The 18070-nt window shown below is 69.6% G+C and carries 12 protein-coding genes and 2 pseudogenes; 4 read left to right on the forward strand and 10 right to left on the reverse strand.

Annotated elements, in window-relative coordinates; genetic code table 11:
* Window positions 1–10: 10 nt before the first annotated feature.
* The 5 genes from QNA08_RS17735 to QNA08_RS17755 form a co-directional block, all read right to left on the reverse strand.
* A complete protein-coding gene (locus QNA08_RS17735) occupies window positions 11–1138 on the reverse strand; it encodes a putative 2-aminoethylphosphonate ABC transporter ATP-binding protein (protein WP_422679948.1) in 1128 nt (375 codons plus the stop codon).
* Window positions 1139–1242: 104 nt separating this feature from the next.
* Window positions 1243–2271: a putative 2-aminoethylphosphonate ABC transporter substrate-binding protein gene (locus QNA08_RS17740; protein WP_283742058.1), complete on the reverse strand. Its 1029-nt coding sequence runs from the start codon at window positions 2269–2271 to the stop codon at window positions 1243–1245.
* Window positions 2272–2405: 134 nt separating this feature from the next.
* On the reverse strand, window positions 2406–3896 hold the full coding sequence (gene phnY / locus QNA08_RS17745; RefSeq protein WP_283742059.1) for a phosphonoacetaldehyde dehydrogenase: 1491 nt from the start codon (window positions 3894–3896) through the stop codon (window positions 2406–2408).
* 35 nt (window positions 3897–3931) lie between these two features.
* On the reverse strand, window positions 3932–5179 hold the full coding sequence (gene phnA, locus QNA08_RS17750; protein ID WP_283742071.1) for a phosphonoacetate hydrolase: 1248 nt from the start codon (window positions 5177–5179) through the stop codon (window positions 3932–3934).
* 29 nt (window positions 5180–5208) lie between these two features.
* Window positions 5209–6363: a 2-aminoethylphosphonate--pyruvate transaminase gene (locus tag QNA08_RS17755; protein WP_283742060.1), complete on the reverse strand. Its 1155-nt coding sequence runs from the start codon at window positions 6361–6363 to the stop codon at window positions 5209–5211.
* A 132-nt stretch (window positions 6364–6495) separates the two neighbouring features.
* Here QNA08_RS17755 and QNA08_RS17760 point away from each other — a divergent pair, with 132 nt between their 5' ends.
* Complete coding sequence (locus QNA08_RS17760) at window positions 6496–7377, forward strand: LysR substrate-binding domain-containing protein (protein ID WP_283742061.1); 882 nt, start codon at window positions 6496–6498, stop codon at window positions 7375–7377.
* Between the two features lie 351 nt (window positions 7378–7728).
* Complete coding sequence (locus QNA08_RS17765) at window positions 7729–9459, forward strand: Na/Pi cotransporter family protein (protein WP_283742062.1); 1731 nt, start codon at window positions 7729–7731, stop codon at window positions 9457–9459.
* Window positions 9460–9564: 105 nt separating this feature from the next.
* On the opposite strand, the gene QNA08_RS17770 is transcribed toward QNA08_RS17765, so the two are convergent.
* From QNA08_RS17770 to QNA08_RS17780, 3 genes are all read right to left on the reverse strand, one after another.
* Window positions 9565–10425: an EamA family transporter gene (locus QNA08_RS17770; RefSeq protein WP_283742063.1), complete on the reverse strand. Its 861-nt coding sequence runs from the start codon at window positions 10423–10425 to the stop codon at window positions 9565–9567.
* 155 nt (window positions 10426–10580) lie between these two features.
* Window positions 10581–13034 (reverse strand): GcvT family protein, encoded by a 2454-nt coding sequence (locus tag QNA08_RS17775; RefSeq protein ID WP_283742064.1) that lies wholly within the window; start codon window positions 13032–13034, stop codon window positions 10581–10583.
* Between the two features lie 443 nt (window positions 13035–13477).
* Window positions 13478–14269 carry a DeoR/GlpR family DNA-binding transcription regulator gene (locus QNA08_RS17780; RefSeq protein WP_283742065.1) on the reverse strand — a complete coding sequence of 264 codons (792 nt, stop codon included), beginning with the start codon at window positions 14267–14269 and terminating at the stop codon, window positions 13478–13480.
* Between the two features lie 199 nt (window positions 14270–14468).
* Between QNA08_RS17780 and QNA08_RS17785 the strand changes: the two genes are divergently transcribed.
* Window positions 14469–14987 carry an RNA pyrophosphohydrolase gene (locus QNA08_RS17785; protein WP_283742066.1) on the forward strand — a complete coding sequence of 173 codons (519 nt, stop codon included), beginning with the start codon at window positions 14469–14471 and terminating at the stop codon, window positions 14985–14987.
* 59 nt (window positions 14988–15046) lie between these two features.
* Window positions 15047–16202 (forward strand): annotated as a pseudogene (locus tag QNA08_RS17790) (BaiN/RdsA family NAD(P)/FAD-dependent oxidoreductase).
* 31 nt (window positions 16203–16233) lie between these two features.
* Here the strand turns inward: QNA08_RS17790 and purU are convergent.
* Both purU and QNA08_RS17800 read right to left on the reverse strand, forming a co-directional pair.
* Window positions 16234–17097 carry a formyltetrahydrofolate deformylase gene (gene purU / locus QNA08_RS17795; protein ID WP_283742067.1) on the reverse strand — a complete coding sequence of 288 codons (864 nt, stop codon included), beginning with the start codon at window positions 17095–17097 and terminating at the stop codon, window positions 16234–16236.
* Between the two features lie 153 nt (window positions 17098–17250).
* Window positions 17251–18070, reverse strand: a pseudogene (locus QNA08_RS17800) (IS3 family transposase); the annotation flags it as partial.

Consider the following 18070-nt stretch of genomic DNA (forward strand, 5'->3'; position numbering starts at 1 on the left):
CGCCTCTCCCTCAACCTCGGGCCGCAAAGACGCGCAGACTCTCCGGCGGCAGCACGACCATGATCGTCTGCCCTTCGGCCACCGCGAGGTCGCGCATCAGATTGGCCGACAGATCAGCGCGCAACGTGCCCGCCGCGGCGATCTCGGGCTGAAGGCGCGCGCGGCAGAAGGAACCGAGGAAGTCGAGGCCCTCGACGCGCACCGCGACGGCGTTGACGTCGCCCGCGCCGACGCCGCGCAGGCGGATTTCCTCGGGCCTTAGGCCGAGAAGCACCGGCGTGCCGGGGGCAAGCCCGCGGTCGTCGGCGCAGGCGAGCTCGAGCGCGCCGCTCACGACCCGCCCGGGGCCGGTCACCGTCGCGTCGAGGAAGCTCGTCGTGCCGACGAAATCCGCGACGAAGGCGGTCGCCGGATGCCGGTAGATGTCGGCCGGCGTGCCCACCTGCTCGATCACGCCCTGGTTCATGACGACGATGCGATCGGCCATGGCGAGCGCCTCTTCCTGGTCGTGCGTCACCATGATGGTGGTGACACCGAGGCGCCGCTGCAGGCTGCGGATCTCCTCGCGCAGGCGCACGCGCACCTTGGCGTCGAGGGCCGAGAGCGGCTCGTCGAGGAGAAGGAGGCCCGGAGAGGTTGCGAGCGCGCGGGCGAGCGCCACGCGCTGCTGCTGGCCGCCGGAGAGCTGCACCGGAAATTTGTGCCCCTGGTCGGGCAGGCCGACGAGGGCGAGGAGTTCCGCGACGCGCGCCTTGATCTCCGCCCGCGGCCGGCGGCGGTTGACGAGGCCGTAGGCGACATTGTCGGCGACCGTCAGGTTGGGGAAGAGCGCGTAGGACTGGAAGACGATGCCGAAGTCGCGCGTTGCCGGCGGCGCGTCGGAGACATCGCGCCCGCTCATCGCGATCGTGCCCTCGTCCTGCCGGTCGAGGCCGGCGATGGCGCGCAGAAGCGTGGTCTTGCCGCAGCCGGACGGGCCGAGGAAGCAGATGAACTCCCCCCGGCGCACGTCGAGGTCGATGGCCTTGAGCGCGGTGAAGGCACCGAAGTGTTTGCCGAGCCCGCGGATGCTGAGGCAGGGCAGGGACGAGACGCCGTCGCCCGGCGGGGTCGCCATGGGATCGTCGGCGTGTCGCATCGCCGCTGTGCCTCCGTCGTGATGGCGGACGCTGTCGCCCGCCTCCTCGCGCATGAGGCCGTGGGGCATCCGGGGCGAGATGAGGCGGGCCATGGCGGAGAACCTCAGTTCTTCGGAGCGGCTTTCGCTTCGTAGCGCTTCGACCACTCGGCGAGGATCCGCTCGCGATTCTGCGCCATCCAGGCGAAGTCGTTCTTGATCATGCGCTCTTCCGCCTTCTCCGGATAGTTCGGCGGGGTGTTGTTGACTCCGGGGTAGGCCACCACCGCATAGAACTTGGCGTAGACCTCGTTCGCCCTCTTCGTCGCTGCCCAGTCGGCCACCTTCTTGGCCACCTCGGCGTTCTTCGAGCCCCTGACGATGGCGAGTGCCTCCATGTCCCAGCCCGTGCCCTCGGCCGGCACGATGACGTCGATGGGCGCGCCCTTGGTCTTCTCGCTCGCGCCGCGCATGTCGAGGGCGATGCCGGCGACGCGCTCGCCGCGGGCGGCCTGCACGCAGGGCGCCGAGCCCGAATGCGTGTAGACGGCCATGTTCTCGTGCAGGGCGTCCATGAACTTCCAGCCGGCCTCCTCACCCATCATCTGCAGCCAGGCGGCGACCATGAGATAGCCGGTGCCCGAGGAGGCTGGGTGGGGCATGACGAGCTTGCCCTTGAAGGCGGGCGCGGTCAGGTCCTTCCACGAGGCCGGCGCCTTGGTGCCGGCCTTCTGGCCCTCGGCCGTGTTGTAGCAGATCGCCCCGAGGAAGGCGTCCATGCCGAGCCAGGTGGCTGGCTCGGCCGTATCGCGGAAGGCGGGCTTCAGCGCCTCGGCGCCCTTCGCCGCATAGGGCTCGAGCAGGTTCAGCTTCTCGAAGAGCAGCAGGCTCGAGGCCGCGAGGCCCATCACCATGTCGGCGCGCGGATTGTCCTTCTCGGCAAGGAAGCGGGCAGTGATGACGCCGGTGGAATCGCGCACCCACACCACCTCGGCCTCGGGCACGCTCGCCTCGATGGCGGCCTTGTAGGGGGCGAGCTGGTCGTTCTCCAGCGCGGTGTAGATGGTCAGTTTCGTCTTCTGCTGCGCCGTCGCGGCGCCGCCGAGACCGAACGTCAGGGCGAGTGCCGCCCCGACCGCAAGCCAACGCTTCATCGACCCTCTCCTCTGGATTTATTTCTTAGTATTTTCATTGCGTGGCGAGAAACGCCACATTTCGCATCATAGAGCCACCGCGCCAAGAACTTGCAAGCGTTATTATTGTGCGACGACTGTTTGCCCTCGCAACATCATGCCGGCCAGGGCAGCGAATAGGTGCGCACGTTGGTGAAGCCCTTCATGGCTTCGACCACGCCCTCCTTGTAGCCGAGGCCGGAATCCTTGATGCCCCCGAAGGGCGACATCTCGATCCTGTATCCCGGCACCTCCCAGACATTCACCGTACCGACCTCGAGCTCGCTGATGAAGCGCGTGATGTAGTCGAGGCGGTTGGTGCAGACGCCGGAGGAGAGGCCGTAGGCCGTCGCATTGGAGATGCGGATCACCGCCTCGATGTCGTTCGGGCAGCGGATGATCGGGATCACCGGTCCGAATGTTTCCTCGTGCACGAGCTCGCAGTCGTAAGGCACGTGGTCGACCACGGTCGGGGGATAGAGCGCGCCACGGCGGTCGTTGCCGTGGAGGAGCCTCGCGCCCTTCTCGCAGGCGTCGACGACGCGACGCTCGAAGAGCTCGGCCGAGCGCTCGTTGATGACGGTGCCGACGTCCGTTTCCGGGTCCATCGGGTCGCCGCACTTGAGCGTCTTCGCCTTCGCCAGCACCTTCTCGGCGAAGGCGTCGGCGACACGCTCGACGACGAGGATGCGCTTCACCGCCGTGCAGCGCTGGCCGGAGTTCTTGGTGGCGCCCTGCACGGCGAGCTCGGCCGCCTTGTCGAGGTCGGCGTCCTCCATGACGATGAGGGGGTCGTTGCCGCCGAGCTCAAGCACGAGGCGCTTGTAGCCCGCCTTCTCGGCGATGTGTTTGCCCACCCGCACCGAGCCCGTGAAGGTGACGAGATCGGCATCCGGATCCGTGATCATGGAATCGCCCATGGTCGACGGGTTGCCGGTGACGACCGAGAGCATCTCCGGCGGCAGGCCCGCCTCATAGAGGATGTCGGCGAGGAGGAGGGCGGTGAGTGGCGTCAGCTCCGTCGGCTTCAGCACCACGCGGTTGTTGGTGGCGATCGCCGGCGCGAGCTTGTGCGACACCATATTGAGCGGGTGGTTGAAGGGCGTGATGGCGGAGATGACACCGAGGAGCGGCACGCGCATCGTGTAGATGCGCCGCGCCTTGCCTTGCGGGCTGATGTCGCAGGAGAAGATCTCGCCGTCGTCCTTGATGACGAGCTGGCCGGCGAAGGAATAGACGTCGTAGGCGCGGTCCGCCTCGTAGAGCGAATCCTTCCAGCAGAGGCCGGATTCGGTGGTGATGAGGCTCGCGATCTCGTGCTTGCGGCTCGCCAGGATCTCGGCCGTGCGCAGGAGGATCTGCTGGCGCTCGTAGCGGCTGAGCTTCGGCTTGAAGGCCTTGGCCCTGGCGAAGGCCTCGCGCACGTGCTCGGGGCGCGCGGCCGGCACCGTGCCGACGACCTCGCCCGTATAGGGGTTGAAGACCTCGATCGCCTCGTCCGTCGCGACGGGCTTGCCGGCAATCCGCATTGCCTCGCGGCGGAAGGCGGGTTTTGCCGCCGTGCGCGGCGCCTGGGGCGCGATGGTATCGGCCACGATGCTGCTCATGGTGCTGCTCACCGTACTGCTCCCGGTCAGGGCCCTCAGTTCACGAGGTTGAGCGCGACGTCGAAGACATCGAAATTGCGCAGGCGGCGGCCAGCCGGCACGTCGACCTTGCGGTTGACGATCATGGGCACGACCTGCTCGGTGAGGCCGCCGTGCGAGCGCAGCGGCTCGGTGAGGCCGGAGAGGTCGTGACGCGCCCGGCTCGTGCCGAGCACCTTGTGACGGGTTGATAGGACGATGACGTCGCCGATCCGGTCGCCCGGCAGCTCGAAGCGTGCCGCAGCCTCCTCCCGCGTGAGCGCGAGCTCGATGCCCTCGATGCCGGAGAAGTCGGCGATGATCGCGGCGGCGTCCGTGCCGTCCGGCAGATAGACGGTCGCGAAGGAGCCCAGCGCCCCGTGATGGGCGACGTAAGGGTCGGTGATCGGCAGGATGACGCGCGCCTTGCCCTCGCCGAGGAGCCGGTCGAACCAGTCCTGCAGGTAGATGACGTCCGGCTCGCCATTCGGCAGGTGCTTGTCGTTCATGCCGTGGTCGGCGGTCAGCGCCAGCACGCAGCCGAGCGCGTCAAGCCGGCCGACGTAGCGGTCGATCATTGCATAGAAGGCGTCGGCGACTTCGGAGCCGGGCGCCGCCTTGTGCTGGATGTAGTCCGTCGTCGACAGATACATCACGTCCGGCCGGAAGGTCTCGAGGAGCTTCACGCCCGCGGCGAAGACGAATTCCGAAAGATCCGCCGAATAGACCCCCGGCAGCGGCCGGCCGACGAAATCGAGCACGTCGCCGATGCCGTTGTCCGCCTTCGTCGCCTTGTCGGCCCTCTCCGAGGAGAAGGCGACGGCCCGGCCCGTCGAGGCGTGGAGGCCCTTGCCGAGGAGCGTGCGCAGCTTGTCCTTGGCCGTGACGACCGCGACCTTGGCGCCGGCGTCGTGGAAGGCCTTCAGGATGGTGTCGGCGCGCATGAAGCGCGCGTCGTTCATCATCACCTCCTCGCCTGCCGCCGTGTCGTAGAAATAGTTGCCGGCGATGCCGTGCACGGCCGGCGGGCGGCCGGTGATGATCGAGATGTTGTTCGGGTTGGTGAAGCTCGGAATGACCGAGGCTGCGAGCAGGTTCGCGCCCGTCTTCATCAGCCGGTCGAGGTTCGGTGCGAGTCCCTTGGTGATGGCGCTCTCGATATAGCCGGGCTCGGAACCGTCGATGCAGACGGCGACCGTCGGCACCTTGGGCATGCGGTAGCTGCGGCCGTTGGCGACGACCTCGCGGGGGGTGACGCGCGGCATGTTCATGGTGCTTCTCCTCGCGCCGCCCGTCATGCCGCCCTGGCGAGCGGCGTCGCGACACCCATGTCGGCGAGCACCGCGCGCACGGCGGCGAGCGCGGCGTGCAGGTCCTTGGGATAGAGCCGGCCGATGCAACCGATGCGGAAGGAATCCGCCACCGTCAGCTTGCCGGGATAGATGACGAAGCCGCGCTCCTTCAGCCCGTCGTAGAAGCGCTGGAAGACGAAGGCCGGATCCCTCGGCATGTGGAAGGTGACGATGATTGGCGCCTGCAGGGCGTCGGGCAGCAGCGTCTCGAAGCCGAGCGCCCGCATGCCGTCGATCAGCACCTTGCCGTTCTCGGCGTAGCGCCCGCCGCGCCCGGCGACGCCGCCTTCGGCGAGGAACTCCTCGAGCGCCTGGTGAAAGGACACGATGACGTGGATCGGCGGGGTGAAGCGGAACTGCCCCGTCTTCTCGAAGCCCTGCCACTGGTCGTGGAGATCGAGGACGAGCGTGGTGGCGTTGCCCTTGGTCTCGGCAAGCGCGTCGCGCCGGCAGATGACGAAGCCAAAGCCGGGCACACCCTCGATGCACTTGTTGGAGGAGGCGGCAACCGCGTCGAAGGGGCTCGCCGCAGCGTCGAGCGGAAGCGCCCCGAAGGCGCTCATGGCGTCGATGAGCAGGCGCCGGCGGTGGCGGGCAACGAGGGCGGCGATCGCCTCGATCGGATTGCGGATGCCGCTCGTCGTCTCACAGTGCACGGCGAAGACGTGGGTGATGGCGGGGTCCTTGGCGAGGATCGCCTCCACCGCGGCGAGATCGGGCGGGGTGTCTTCGGGCGTCTCGTGCACGACGGTGGCGCGGCCGGCGATGTCGAGGATGCGCTTGGCGCGGTGGCCGTAGGCGCCGTTGATGAGCACGAGCACCTTGCCGGAGGCAGGCACGAAGCTGGTGAGCATGGCCTCGACGGCGAAGGTGCCCGAGCCCTGCATGGGTACGGTGACGTGGGTGCCCGCGCCGTTGACGATTTCCGGCAGGCGCTCGAGCACCGCCTTGTTGATCTTGAGGAATGTCGCGTCGCGCGAGCCCCAGTCGTGCACCATGACCTCCTTCACCGAGCGGGAGGTGGTGAGCGGGCCGGGCGTGAGCAGCAGGGGGTCGCCGGTCTCGGAGGCGGCGCGGGGGAAGGGAGCAAGCGACATGCCGTGAGGCTCCTGGCTTGATGTCAGGCTCATGCTCGCGCTACCCCAATCATAGGTCAAATATTTGCTTTTGATACGTAATATAGATCATATCTATAATATCATGACCCGGCGGCAGTGGAGCCAGGCCACGTGAACATCGTCCATCTCAGGGCCTTCCATCTCGTCGCCCAGGCCGGCAGCTTCACCCATGCCGCGCGCGCCGGCGGCGTCAGCCAGCCGACGCTCTCGGCCCAGGTGCGAGCGCTGGAGCAGATGCACGGCGTCAATCTCTTCAATCGGCGCGGGCGCGGTGTCACCCTGACGCCGCTCGGGCAGAACCTCTTCACCATCACGACGCGTCTCTTCGCGGCGGAGGACGAGGCGCGCGCCCTCATCGCCGGCAGCCGCACGCTCGCGCGCGGCCATCTGCGCGTGGCGGCAGACAGTCCGACGCATGTCATGCCGCTGCTCGCGGCGCTGAAGCGCCGGCACGCGGGCCTCACCTTCTCGCTGCGCGTCGGCAATTCGTCCGATGTGCTGAAGCAGATTCTCGACTACGACGCCGACGTGGCGGTCATGGCCAAGCGCACGTCCGACCCGCGCATCCACAGCTTGAGATTGAGAGCCGACCGCCTTGTGCTCTTCGTGCCGCAGGCGCATCCCTGGGTGCATCGTCAGGCCGTGGCGCTGCAGGAGCTGACCGGCCGCGACCTCGTCATTCGCGAGCGCGGCTCGATCACGCGCGAGGTATTCGAGGCGCGGCTGTCCGAGGCCGGCGTGCGGCCGGGCACGCTCGTCGAGGTGCAGACCCGCGAGGCGGTGCGCGAGGCGGTGGTCGCCGGCTTCGGCATCGGCATCGTCTTCGACAGCGAACTGGGCTCGGACGCCGACATTCACGCGCTCGACGTCGCCGACGCCGATCTCACGGTCGAGGAATATGTCGTCTGCCGTGAGGAGCGACGGCGCATCCCCCTGCTGCGCGGCTTCCTGGAGATCGCGCATCAGGCGGTGGCGGAGGCGCCCCAGGGATGACCGTGGACGGCTCCGGCGAGAACCTTCCTCCGGCAGGCTCACGCCGGAACCTCCGCCCTGTCACCCCGGAAGCCGCGTGAGCGGCTGTCCGGGGCCCAGAAACGATCGCGGTGCAGGGGACTGGCGCGGTGGACGTCGTGCCTTCCCGGCAAGCGGCATCGGTTCTGGGTCCCGGGCTCATCGCTGCGCTCCGCCCCAGGGATGACCGGGGTGTTTTCAGGGTTGCCGCTGTCGCTCCGTTCCGAGAGGCGAAAGGCAGGCACTGTCGCAAAAGTGTCATAAACGGCAGGAATCGAGCGACGCCACAAAATACCACTTCCATGTAGGCGGCTAAGCGTCTAGCCTTCCCCGATGGAAGCAACACGGGTCCTCGTCCAGCTCATCGGCAGCGTCGCGCTCCTCCTCTGGGGCGTGCGCATGGTGCGCACCGGCGTCAGCCGGGCCTTCGGCGCCGAGCTGCGGCGCCTCATGGCCCTGTCCTCGCGCAGCCGGGCGAGCGCCTTCGCGAGCGGCCTCGCCACGACGACCCTCCTGCAGTCGAGCACGGCCACGGCCCTCATCATCGGCTCCTTTGCCGGCCGTGGGCTCATCGAGCTGCCGGCGGCGCTCGCCGTCATGCTGGGCGCCGACGTGGGCTCGACGCTTGCCGCCCAGCTCCTCGCCTTTGACGTCAAGTGGCTGTGGGCCGTGCTCGTGGCCGCCGGCTTCGTGCTCTTCTCGAGCCGGGAGGGGGAGAAGGCCCGCGGCGCCGCGCGCGCGGTCATCGGCCTCGGCCTGCTGCTGCTCGCCCTGCAGGAGCTCGGCCTTGCCGCTGCCGCTCTTCGCGAATCGCCGACCGTGCGCGTCGTCCTCGCTGCCGTGGGCGGGGAGCCGCTGATCGCACTCGGCATCGCGGCCCTCATCACCTGGGCGGCGCATTCGAGCCTTGCCATCGTCCTCTTCGTCATGTCGCTCGCCGGCGGGGGCATCATCCCGCTGCCGCTGGCGCTGACGCTCGTGCTCGGCGCCAATATCGGCGGCGCCTTCGCGCCCTGGGCGGCGCTCTCCGGCGCGCCGCCGGCAGCGCGGCGCGTGCCGCTCGGCAACCTCGCCATGCGCGGGACGGCGGTCGTCGCCATCCTGCCCTTCATCGGCCCGGCGAGCGGGCTCGTCGCCGAGGCCGTCGCCGAACCGGCACGGGGGGTCGTGCTCTTCCACACCGCCTTCAACCTCGCCGTGGCTGCCGTCGGCCTGCCCTTCGTCGGCGCGCTCGCGCGCCTCCTCGAGCGCTGGGGGCGCGAGGCGCCGCAGGCGCCCGAGGCCGGCCGGCCGCGCCACCTCGACGCGAGCGTGCTCGACACGCCCTCCGAGGCGCTCGCCTGTGCCATGCGCGAGACGCTGCACATGGGCGACTGCGTCGCCGCCATGCTGCGCGACGTGCTGCCCGCCATCGAGGGCAGCGACCTCAAGCTCGTGAAGGAGATCGAGAAGGCCGACGACGCCGTCGACCGCCTGCACGAGGCGATCAAGCTCTATCTCGTGGAAGCCTCCAAGGCGGAGATGTCGGAGGAGGAGAGCCGCCGTTTCGTCGAGATCCTGACCTTCACAACCAATCTCGAGCATATCGGCGACATCATCGACAAGAACCTCGCCGAGCTTGCCGCCAAGAAGATCAGGAAGAAGCTCTCCTTCTCGCCGGAGGGCCTCGAGGATCTGCGCGCCTTCCACGGGCGCGTGGCCGAGACGATGCGGCTCGCCTTCAACGTCTTCGCGACGCGCGACATCGGGCTTGCCCGGCGCCTCTTCGCCGACAAGGGGCCGACGCGCGCCGCCGAGCGCGATGCGACCGAGAGCCATTTCGTCCGCCTGAAGGACGGGCGGCCGGAGTCCATCGAGACGAGCGGCATCCATCTCGACATCATCCGCGACCTGAAGCGCATCCACGGCCATCTGGTGGCCGCCGCCTATCCCATCCTGGAGGCGGAGGGCGAACTCGCCGACACGCGCCTGAAGGCCCGCGCATCGGCCAAGGGCGGCCGCGGCGGGGACGCGCGCGGCGGCTCTTCCTGGTCGATGGCCGGTCACGGCCAGCCGTCGCGGTGATTCTCCCGGCCATGGCCGGGCTCTCCCGGCGATCCCGGGCGGAAGGCCGCGGCGATCATCGGCGGGCTCGTCGCGACGAGCTAGGCCACCGCAAAGGGGCCATGGTCACTGCAGGCGGATCAGCACCAGCCCGCAGACCGTGAGCGCGGCGGCGGCGATGCGGACCGGGCTTGGCGGCTCCTTCAGAACGACGACGGCGATGAGCGCGCCGAAGAGCACGCTCGTCTCCCTGAGCGCCGCGACCAGGGCGATGGGGGCGAGCGTCATCGCCCAGATGGCGATCCAGTAGGAGCCGAGCGACATGGCGCCGCCGGCAAGGCCCGGCAGCGCGAAGCGCGCGGCGCGGGCGAGTTCGGCCGGGCCGCGTCGCCACAGGGCGACGAGCCCCATGGCGACGCCTTCCAGGGCGAAGAGGGCCGCAGAGTAGGCATGCGGATCGCCGGCGCGGCGGGCGCCGACTCCGTCGACGAGCGTATAGCTGGCGATGGCGAGGGCCGTCAGCAGCGCATAGGCGAGGGCTGCCGGGTCGAGCCGCGCGGAGCGCCCGCCGCGCAGCGCCATCAAGCCGATGCCGAAGGCAAGCAGCGCGATGCCGGTCAGCCCGCGCCCGTTCAGCGGCTCGTCGAGGATCAGCAGCGACCCGACCGTGGTGACGAGAGGAGCCGAGCCGCGCGCAATCGGGTAGGCCTGCCCCATGTCGGCGCGTCGGTAGGCTTCGCTGAGCGCGATGGAATAGGTCAGGTGCAGGACGACGGAGGCGAGCACCCACGGCATCGCCTGCCACCGTGGCCAGCCGACGACGGCAAGCAGCGGCCAGGCGAGCACGCCAGCGCAGGACATCACGACGGTGATGGCGAGGAAGGGATCGAGCCGGATCTTGAGCACGGCGTTCCAGCCGGCGTGCATCGCCGCCGCCGCGAGCACGGCGGCGAAGACAAGAGGGCTCATGCCGGCGGGGTCGGTCATCGGGCGCAGGTCCGCTCGCGGATTGCTACCGTGACGAGAGTGAAGGCCGGCTTACCAAGGAAGCAGGGGGACAGGCTCCCCCCATCGAGGCCACGGCCGGGACGAGCCCGGCCATGGCAAGCCTCGGGTGGTGCGGAACGGGTGCCGCCCGCCCGTCACAGGCGCATGCGCGCGCTCGTCGGGTCGTAGAAGGGTTTGAGGTGGCAGCGCACGGGCACGGGCTCGCCCGCGACGTCGATCATGAACTGCCGCTCGGTGAGCCAGGTGTCGTCGATCGCCTCGCCGCGCGAGCGCACCCAGCCGAGGCCGACGGTGCCGCCGAGCGAATGGCCGTAGGCGGTGGACGTCACCTCACCGACCGGCTCCCCGTCGGCGGTGATGAGCTCGCCGCCCCAGGCCGTGGGCGCGTCGGGCGAGGTGGCGAGGAAGGAGACAAGACGCCGCGTCAGTGGCTTGCCCTTCGCCTCGGCGAGCGCCGCCCGGCCGATGAAGTCCACGCCCTTGTCGAGCTTGACGGCGAAGCCCATGCCGGTTTGCCACGGCGTGTCGTCGGGAGTGAGTTCCCGCCCCCAGGCGCGGTAACCCTTCTCGATGCGCAGCGAGTCGATGGCGTAGTAGCCGGCGTCACGCAGACCGAGATCCTCGCCCGCCACGGCGAGGGTCTCGTAGACGGTCGCGGCGAATTCGCTTGGCACGTAGAGCTCCCAGCCGAGCTCGCCCATGTAGCTGCGCCGGGCGGCAAGCACGGTCGCATAGCCGACGCCGATCTCGCGGATGGCGCCGAAGGGGAAGGCCGCATTGTCGAGCGGCGTGCGCGTCACGCGCTGAAGGAGCGCGCGCGATCTGGGCCCCATGACGCCGATGACGGCGTAAGCCGAGGTCACATCGGTGAGCACGGCACGCGCCGCCTCGGGAATGTGGCGGTCGATCCAGTGCGCGTCGCGCGTCGCCTGCGCCGTGCCGGTGAGGATGAGGAAGCGGTCCGGCGCGAGGCGCGCGACGGTGAGGTCGCTCTCGAAGCCGCCGCGCGCGTTGAGGAGCGGCGTATAGACCGTCTGGCCGACGGGCACGGCGACGTCGTTGGCCGAGAGGCGTTGCAGAACGGCCTCGGCATCGGGCCCTTGCATCAGGAACTTGGCGAAGGAGGTCATGTCGAAGATCGCCACGCCCTCGCGCGCGGCGCGGTGCTCCGCCGCCACCCGGTCGAACCAGTTCTGCCGGCCGAAGGAATAGGCGATGCGCTGCTCCTCGCCGTTGGCAGCAAAGAAGTTCGGCCGCTCCCAGCCCATCTTCGAGCCGAAGACGGCGCCCTTGGTGGCGAGCCGGTCGTAGAGTGGCGAGCGGCGGAAGGGGCGGGCCGTGTCGAGCTCGCGGTTCGGCCAGGGCATGGCGTAGTGCAGGCCGAGCACCTCCTTGACGCGATCCTTCAGCCACAGGGCATTGTTGTTGAAGCGGGCGAAGCGGCGGATGTCGACGGGCCACAGGTCGAGCGAGGGCACGCCGCCGACGATCCATTCGGCGAGCGCCCGGCCGGCGCCGCCGCCCGAGGCGATGCCCATGGAATTGAAGCCCGCCGCGACGAAGACGTTCCGCACCTCCGGCGCCTCGCCGAGGATGAAGTTGTTGTCCGGCGTGAAACTCTCCGGACCATTGAGGAAGGTCTTGATCTCGGCGGTCTCGAGCGCCGGCACGCGCTCCAGCGCCTTCTCCATCAGGATCTCGAACTGGTCCCAGTCGTCGGGCAGGAGCTGGAACTCGAAGGGGTGGGGGATGCCCTCCATGCCCCAGGGCTTGGCGTCGGGCTCGAAGCCGCCCATGACGAGGCCGCCCACCTCCTCCTTGAAATAGACGTAGCCGTCCGGGTCGCGCATCACCGGCAGGTCGGGGGTGACACCGTCGATGCGGCCGGTGACGATGTACATGTGCTCGGCCGAGTGCAGCGGGATCGCCACGCCGCACATGGCGCCGATGTCACGCGACCACTGGCCGGCGCAGATGGCGATCATCTCGCAGGCGATCGTGCCCCGCTCGGTCTCGACGGCGGTCACGGCGCCCTTCTCGACGCGGATGCCGGTGACACGGGTGCGCTCCAGGATGCGTGCCCCGCCCGTGCGGGCGCCGCGGGCGAGCGCTTGGGTGATGTCGGCGGGGTTCGCCTTGCCGTCGCCGGGCAGCCACACGGCGCCGACGAGATCGTCGGTGCGCATGATCGGCCATTTCTCGCCCGCCTCGCGCGGGGTCAGGACTTCGATGGCAACCCCCTGGGCGTGGGCGGCCGAGGCGGTGCGCTTGAGTTGCGTCATGCGCTCGGCCGTGCGCGCCACCGTGATCGAGCCGCACTGCTTCCAGCCCGTGGCGAGGCCAGTCTCGGCTTCGAGCGAGGCATAGAGCTCGGTCGAGTAGCGGATGAGCCGCGTCATGTTCTGGTGGGAGCGCAACTGCCCGACGAGCCCGGCCGCATGCCAGGTCGTGCCGCAGGAGAGGGTCCCCTGTTCGAGAAGCACGACGTCGCGCTCGCCGAGGCGCGTGAGGTGGTAGGCCACCGACGCGCCGACGATGCCGCCGCCGATGACGACGATGCGGGCCTGGGTGGGAAAGTCCTGTGCCATGGGTGACCATCCGCTGGAGGAAGCGTCGGACCAGCATAGAGCGATTATCGCAATAATCAACATAAAACCACAAAATACCACATAATGGCGCGCTGGCTTACGCGTGACTGAACGGCCGCCTTCTGCGGGCACGCGCTCGGCAACGTACGGCCGCCGCCGCGGCTTCCACCGTGACAGTCAGAGGTTCAGGCGGGAACCACCCCCGGTCATTCCGGGGCCGAGCGGAGCGAGGAGCCTGGAAACCAGGACCGATGCGGGGACAGAATGCGCGGCGCCCGCCGCGCTCATTCTCCACCGTGATCGCTTCTGGAGCCCGGACAGCCGCTGACGCGGCTTCCGGGGTGACGGGGACTCTTCAGGAACGTGGATGGAGGCGCGCAGGAAACCTGGTCCGGCCGTGGCGACCATGCATGCGAGGGCGGGCAGCGGCGCCCGTCGCGGGCTCAGGCACCCCGCGCCACGATGAGGCGGGGCCCCTTGCGGGCCAGCGCCTCGCCGATGGCGGCGGGCGGGGCCGTGTCGACGATGACGCCGGCCGCCGCCTCGAAATGCGGGATGCGCAGCGGCGTGAGCAGGCCGAACTTGCTGCGGTCGACGACGAAATAGGCCCGGCCCGCGGCCGCGATCATGCGCGAGCGCTGCTCGGCGCCGGCCCGCGTGTAGTCCGTCACCTCGCCATCCGGCGACAGGCCGCCGCCGCCGACGAAGGCGAGGTCGACGCGGAAGCGGCCGATCGCCTCGAGCGTATCGACGCCGACAGTCGCTTCCTCGTTCGGGTCGACCTCGCCGCCGAGCAGGTGCACACGGGTGTCAGGCATGCGGCAGGCAAGCTGGGCGATGGCGAGGCTGCCGGTGCAGATGGTCAGGTTCCGGTGCCCGCCGAGCGCATGCGCGACGGCAAGTGTCGTCGTGCCCGAATCGAAGAGGAGCACCATCCCGTCCTCGACAAGCGCGGCGGCAGCGCGGCCGATGGCGGCCTTGCCCTCCGCGTTCTCCGAGGCGCGCTGGTCCAGCGCGGGTTCGAGGCTCTCGCGACGTGCCGCGCCCCCGTGCACGATGTCGAGCCGCCCGCGGTCGGCGAGCTGCTTCAGGTCGCGGCGGATCGTCTCGCGCGACACGCCGAAGAACTCCGCGAGCTCGCTGACGCCCACGGAGCCGTCGGCCGCGAGCCGCTTCAGGATCTCGTCGTGCCGGCGCGGCGCCAGCGGCCGGGGGGAGACACGCATCGTCGACATGGCGCCACTGTGCTGAGCCGCGGGCGATGTTGCAAGATGTGGCGAGGAGTGGCGACGTCGTGCTAGAGGACCGCCGCCGCGGTCGGCTGCCCGTGCGGCGGGGCGGCCGCGTCGCGCCCGCCACGCTTCATCCACCCTTCGAAGCGGATGCCCCGGACGGAACGCCTTCCGCCGGACCGGCTCCGCGCGGAACCTTGCCATGACCGAGGACGCCCGCCCCTACCGCCCCAACGTCGGCATCGCCCTCTTCAACGGCGAGGGGCACGTGCTCGTCGCGCGCCGGCTGCGCGACGATGGGCCGGAGATCGTCCTGCCGGGCTGCGAATGGCAGATGCCGCAGGGCGGCATCGACGCGCATGAGGATCCGCTCGCCGCAGCCCGGCGTGAACTGTGGGAGGAGACGGGCGTCACGAGCGCCGCCTATCTCGGCGAGACGCGCGGCTGGCTGACCTACGACTTCCCGCCCTACAACGGGCCGTGGCATCGGCTCTGCGCCTTCCGCGGCCAGCGCCAGCGCTGGTTCGCCCTGCGCTTCACCGGCGCGGAGAGCGAGATCGACGTGACGCGCGGGGAGGGTGGCGCCGATCCCGAATTCTCCATCTGGCGCTGGGAGCCGCTCGCGCGCGTGCCCGGCCTCGTCGTGCCCTTCAAGCGCGCGGTCTACGAGCAGGTGGCGGCCGAATTCAGCCGCTTCGCAGCGCCCGCCGGGCGGTTCTGACCGCGGTCGCGCCGTTCCTCCTTGCCGAAACCACGTCCCGCCGCGCCTGCCACCTGCCCATGCCCTCCCGCACCGAAACCTTCGACGTCGTCATCATCGGCGCCGGAGCCGCCGGCCTCATGTGCGCCATGACGGCGGGTCGGCGCGGCCGGCGCCAAGATCCTCATTTCCGGCGGCGGGCGCTGCAACTTCACCAATCTCGGCGTGGCGCCGAACCGCTACCAGTCGGCGAACCCGCATTTCTGCAAGTCGGCGCTGAGCCGTTACACGGCGCGTGACTTCATCGCCCTCGTTGAGCGCCATGGCATCGCCTATCACGAAAAGACGCTTGGCCAGCTCTTCTGCGACGGCTCGGCGCGCCAGATCGTCGCCATGCTCATTGGCGAATGCGCCGCCGCGGGCGTCGACCTGCGCCTCAAGCACCGCATCACCAACGTCGCCCGCGCGGAGAGCTTCCGCATCGACACCGACAGGGGCTCCTTCCACGCCACCTCGCTCGTCGTTGCCACGGGCGGCCCCTCCATCCCGAAGATGGGAGCCACGGGCTTCGCCTACGAACTCGCACGCCGCTTCGGTCTCGCCGTCACCGAGACACGGCCGGGGCTCGTGCCGCTCAAGGTCGGGGCGGATATCCTCGCCTTCTGTCAGGGCCTCGCGGGCCTCTCGGCCGAGGCGGTGGTCTCCTGCGGGCGGCAGAGCTTCCGCGAGAACATCCTGTTCACCCATCGCGGCCTGTCGGGCCCAGCCATCCTGCAGATCTCGTCCTACTGGCGCGAGGGCGAGACGATCGCGCTCGATCTCGTGCCCGCCCACGCCGGCGAGGACTTTCTGAAGGCGCGCAAGCACGCCCGCCCGAAGGCAGAGCCGAAGAGCGTGCTTGCCGAGTTCCTGCCGGCGCGCCTTGCGCATGCCCTTGCCGACGGCAACGGCCTCCCGCCTGGGCCGATCGGCAGCCTGCCCGACCGTCTGCTCACGGGCTTCGCCGGGCGCCTCAAGCGGTGGCAGGTGGCGCCGGTCGGCACGGAGGGCCTCGCCAGGGCCGAGGTGACGATGGGCGGCGTCGATACCGCCGGCCTCTCGTCGAAGACCATGGAGGCGGTGCGCGTGCCGGGCCTGTATTTCATCGGCGAGGCCGTCGACGTGACGGGCTGGCTCGGCGGCTACAATTTCCAGTGGGCCTGGTCGAGCGGCTGGTGCGCCGGGCAGGTGGCATAGGGGTGTCGCCGGCAGCCGCCGGCGCTTGCCTTCAATCGGTGAACACCACTGTCTTGGCGCCGTTCAGGATGACGCGGTCGTCGAGATGGTAGCGCAGCGCCCGGGCGAGCACGCGCCGCTCGATGTCGCGGCCCTTGCGCACGAGGTCGTCGGGCGTGTCGCGGTGGCTGATGCGCTCCACGTCCTGCTCGATGATGGGGCCCTCGTCGAGGTCGCTCGTGACGTAGTGGGCGGTGGCGCCGATGAGCTTCACGCCGCGCGCATGGGCCTGGTGGTAGGGCTTCGCCCCCTTGAAGCCCGGCAGGAAGGAGTGGTGGATGTTGATGGCCCGGCCCTTGAGCTTGGCCGCGAGGCCGTCGGAGAGCACCTGCATGTAGCGGGCGAGCACGACGACGTCCGTCCTCGTCGCGCGGATCAGCTCCCACAGCCGGGTTTCCTGCTCGAGCTTCGTCTCCTTCGTCACCGGCAGGTGGTGGAATGGCACCTCGCCGAGGTCGATGCCGGCATAGGTCTCGCGCGGGTGGTTGGCGACGACGGCCGAGATCATCATCGGCAGTTCGCCGATGCGCTGGCGGTAGAGCAGGTCGACCAGACAGTGGTCGAACTTCGAGACGAGGATCATGACGCGCCGCCGCTCGGCGCGGTCGCGCATCGCCCAGGCCATGCCGAACCGCTCGCCGATGGGCGCGAAGCCCTCCGACAGCGTTGCCAGCGGCATGGCGCCGTCCACGGGGTTGAAGACGACGCGCATGAAGAAGTTGCCGCCCTCCGTATCGTCGAACTGCTGTGCGTCGAGGATGTTGCAGCCGCTCTCGAAGAGATAGCTCGACACCGCCGCGACGATGCCCGGGCGGTTGGGGCAGGAGAGCGTGAGCACGAACTGGACATGAGACATGGAGGGTGCCTCGGGCAGGATCTCGGATGAGGGACGCGGCGGGCGCCTGCGGCGCCCCGCGATGCTCTGATGATTCAAGACGGTGCCTAAGCGGATCGGTGCTGATGATCAATAGACCTGCCCCCGCCGATCCCTCGCTCATTGTGAGGGCCCTTAGGGTTGATAGTTGATCTGCCGCGCCGGCGGTAGCGGCCGGGCGGCGGAGCCTTCGAGGTTGCGCAGCCGACCGGCCGCGGGGTTCAGCCGCACCGCTTCCGGCGTCAGCCCGCCATGCGCCGGGTGCGGCCTGACGTGGTTGTAGTCGAGCCGCGATCGCTCGATCACGGCGCGGGCCTCGGCCAGGCTGGCGAAGACCTCCTCGTTCAGGCACTCGTCGCGCAGCTTGCCGTTGAAGCTTTCGACGAAGCCGTTCTGCTGCGGCTTGCCCGGCGCGATGTAATGCCAGTCGACGCCGGTGCGGTTGGTCCGTTCCAGCATGGCCCGGCTGGTCATCTCCGTGCCGTTGTCGCTGACGATGGTCGCGGGCCGGCCGTGGCGGGCGATCAGGGCGTCCAGTTCGCGGGCCATGCGATGGCCGCCGATCGAGGTGTCCACGACGAGCCCCAGAGCCTCGCGGGTGAACCGAAGGTCCGCGAAGCGAATTCGTCGACGATGCACAGGATGCGGAAGCGCCGGCCCCAGCCCAGGGTGTCGGCCACGAAGTCCAGGCTCCAGCGCTGGTTGGGCCCATCCGGCAGGGCCATCGGCGCCCGCGTGCCGGTGGCGCGCTTGCGACCGCCACGCCGGCGAACCGCCAGGCCCTCCTCGCGGTAGAGCCGGAAGGGCTTCTTCTTGTTCATGCTGACGCCTTCTCGCTGCAGCAGGATGCCGAGCCGCCGGTAGTCGAAGCGGCGAGCTCCGCCGCCAGGCCCCGCAGGCGCTCGCGCACGTCCGCATCGCCCGGCTGGGCCACGCGGCGCACCGTCTTGGGATC

Source organism: Chelatococcus albus, assembly GCF_030067675.1.
GTDB lineage: Bacteria > Pseudomonadota > Alphaproteobacteria > Rhizobiales > Beijerinckiaceae > Chelatococcus_A > Chelatococcus_A albus.

Excerpts from the sequence above, each read along its gene's own strand:
- QNA08_RS17735 (WP_422679948.1), bottom strand. The coding sequence starts at position 1,138 with ATGCGACACGCCGACGATCCCATGGCGACCCCGCCGGGCGACGGCGTC.
- QNA08_RS17740 (WP_283742058.1), bottom strand. The coding sequence starts at position 2,271 with ATGAAGCGTTGGCTTGCGGTCGGGGCGGCACTCGCCCTGACGTTCGGT.
- phnY (WP_283742059.1), bottom strand. The coding sequence starts at position 3,896 with ATGAGCAGCATCGTGGCCGATACCATCGCGCCCCAGGCGCCGCGCACG.
- phnA (WP_283742071.1), bottom strand. The coding sequence starts at position 5,179 with ATGCCGCGCGTCACCCCCCGCGAGGTCGTCGCCAACGGCCGCAGCTAC.
- QNA08_RS17755 (WP_283742060.1), bottom strand. The coding sequence starts at position 6,363 with ATGTCGCTTGCTCCCTTCCCCCGCGCCGCCTCCGAGACCGGCGACCCC.
- QNA08_RS17765 (WP_283742062.1), top strand. The coding sequence starts at position 7,729 with ATGGAAGCAACACGGGTCCTCGTCCAGCTCATCGGCAGCGTCGCGCTC.
- QNA08_RS17770 (WP_283742063.1), bottom strand. The coding sequence starts at position 10,425 with ATGACCGACCCCGCCGGCATGAGCCCTCTTGTCTTCGCCGCCGTGCTC.
- QNA08_RS17775 (WP_283742064.1), bottom strand. The coding sequence starts at position 13,034 with ATGGCACAGGACTTTCCCACCCAGGCCCGCATCGTCGTCATCGGCGGC.
- QNA08_RS17780 (WP_283742065.1), bottom strand. The coding sequence starts at position 14,269 with ATGTCGACGATGCGTGTCTCCCCCCGGCCGCTGGCGCCGCGCCGGCAC.
- QNA08_RS17785 (WP_283742066.1), top strand. The coding sequence starts at position 14,469 with ATGACCGAGGACGCCCGCCCCTACCGCCCCAACGTCGGCATCGCCCTC.
- purU (WP_283742067.1), bottom strand. The coding sequence starts at position 17,097 with ATGTCTCATGTCCAGTTCGTGCTCACGCTCTCCTGCCCCAACCGCCCG.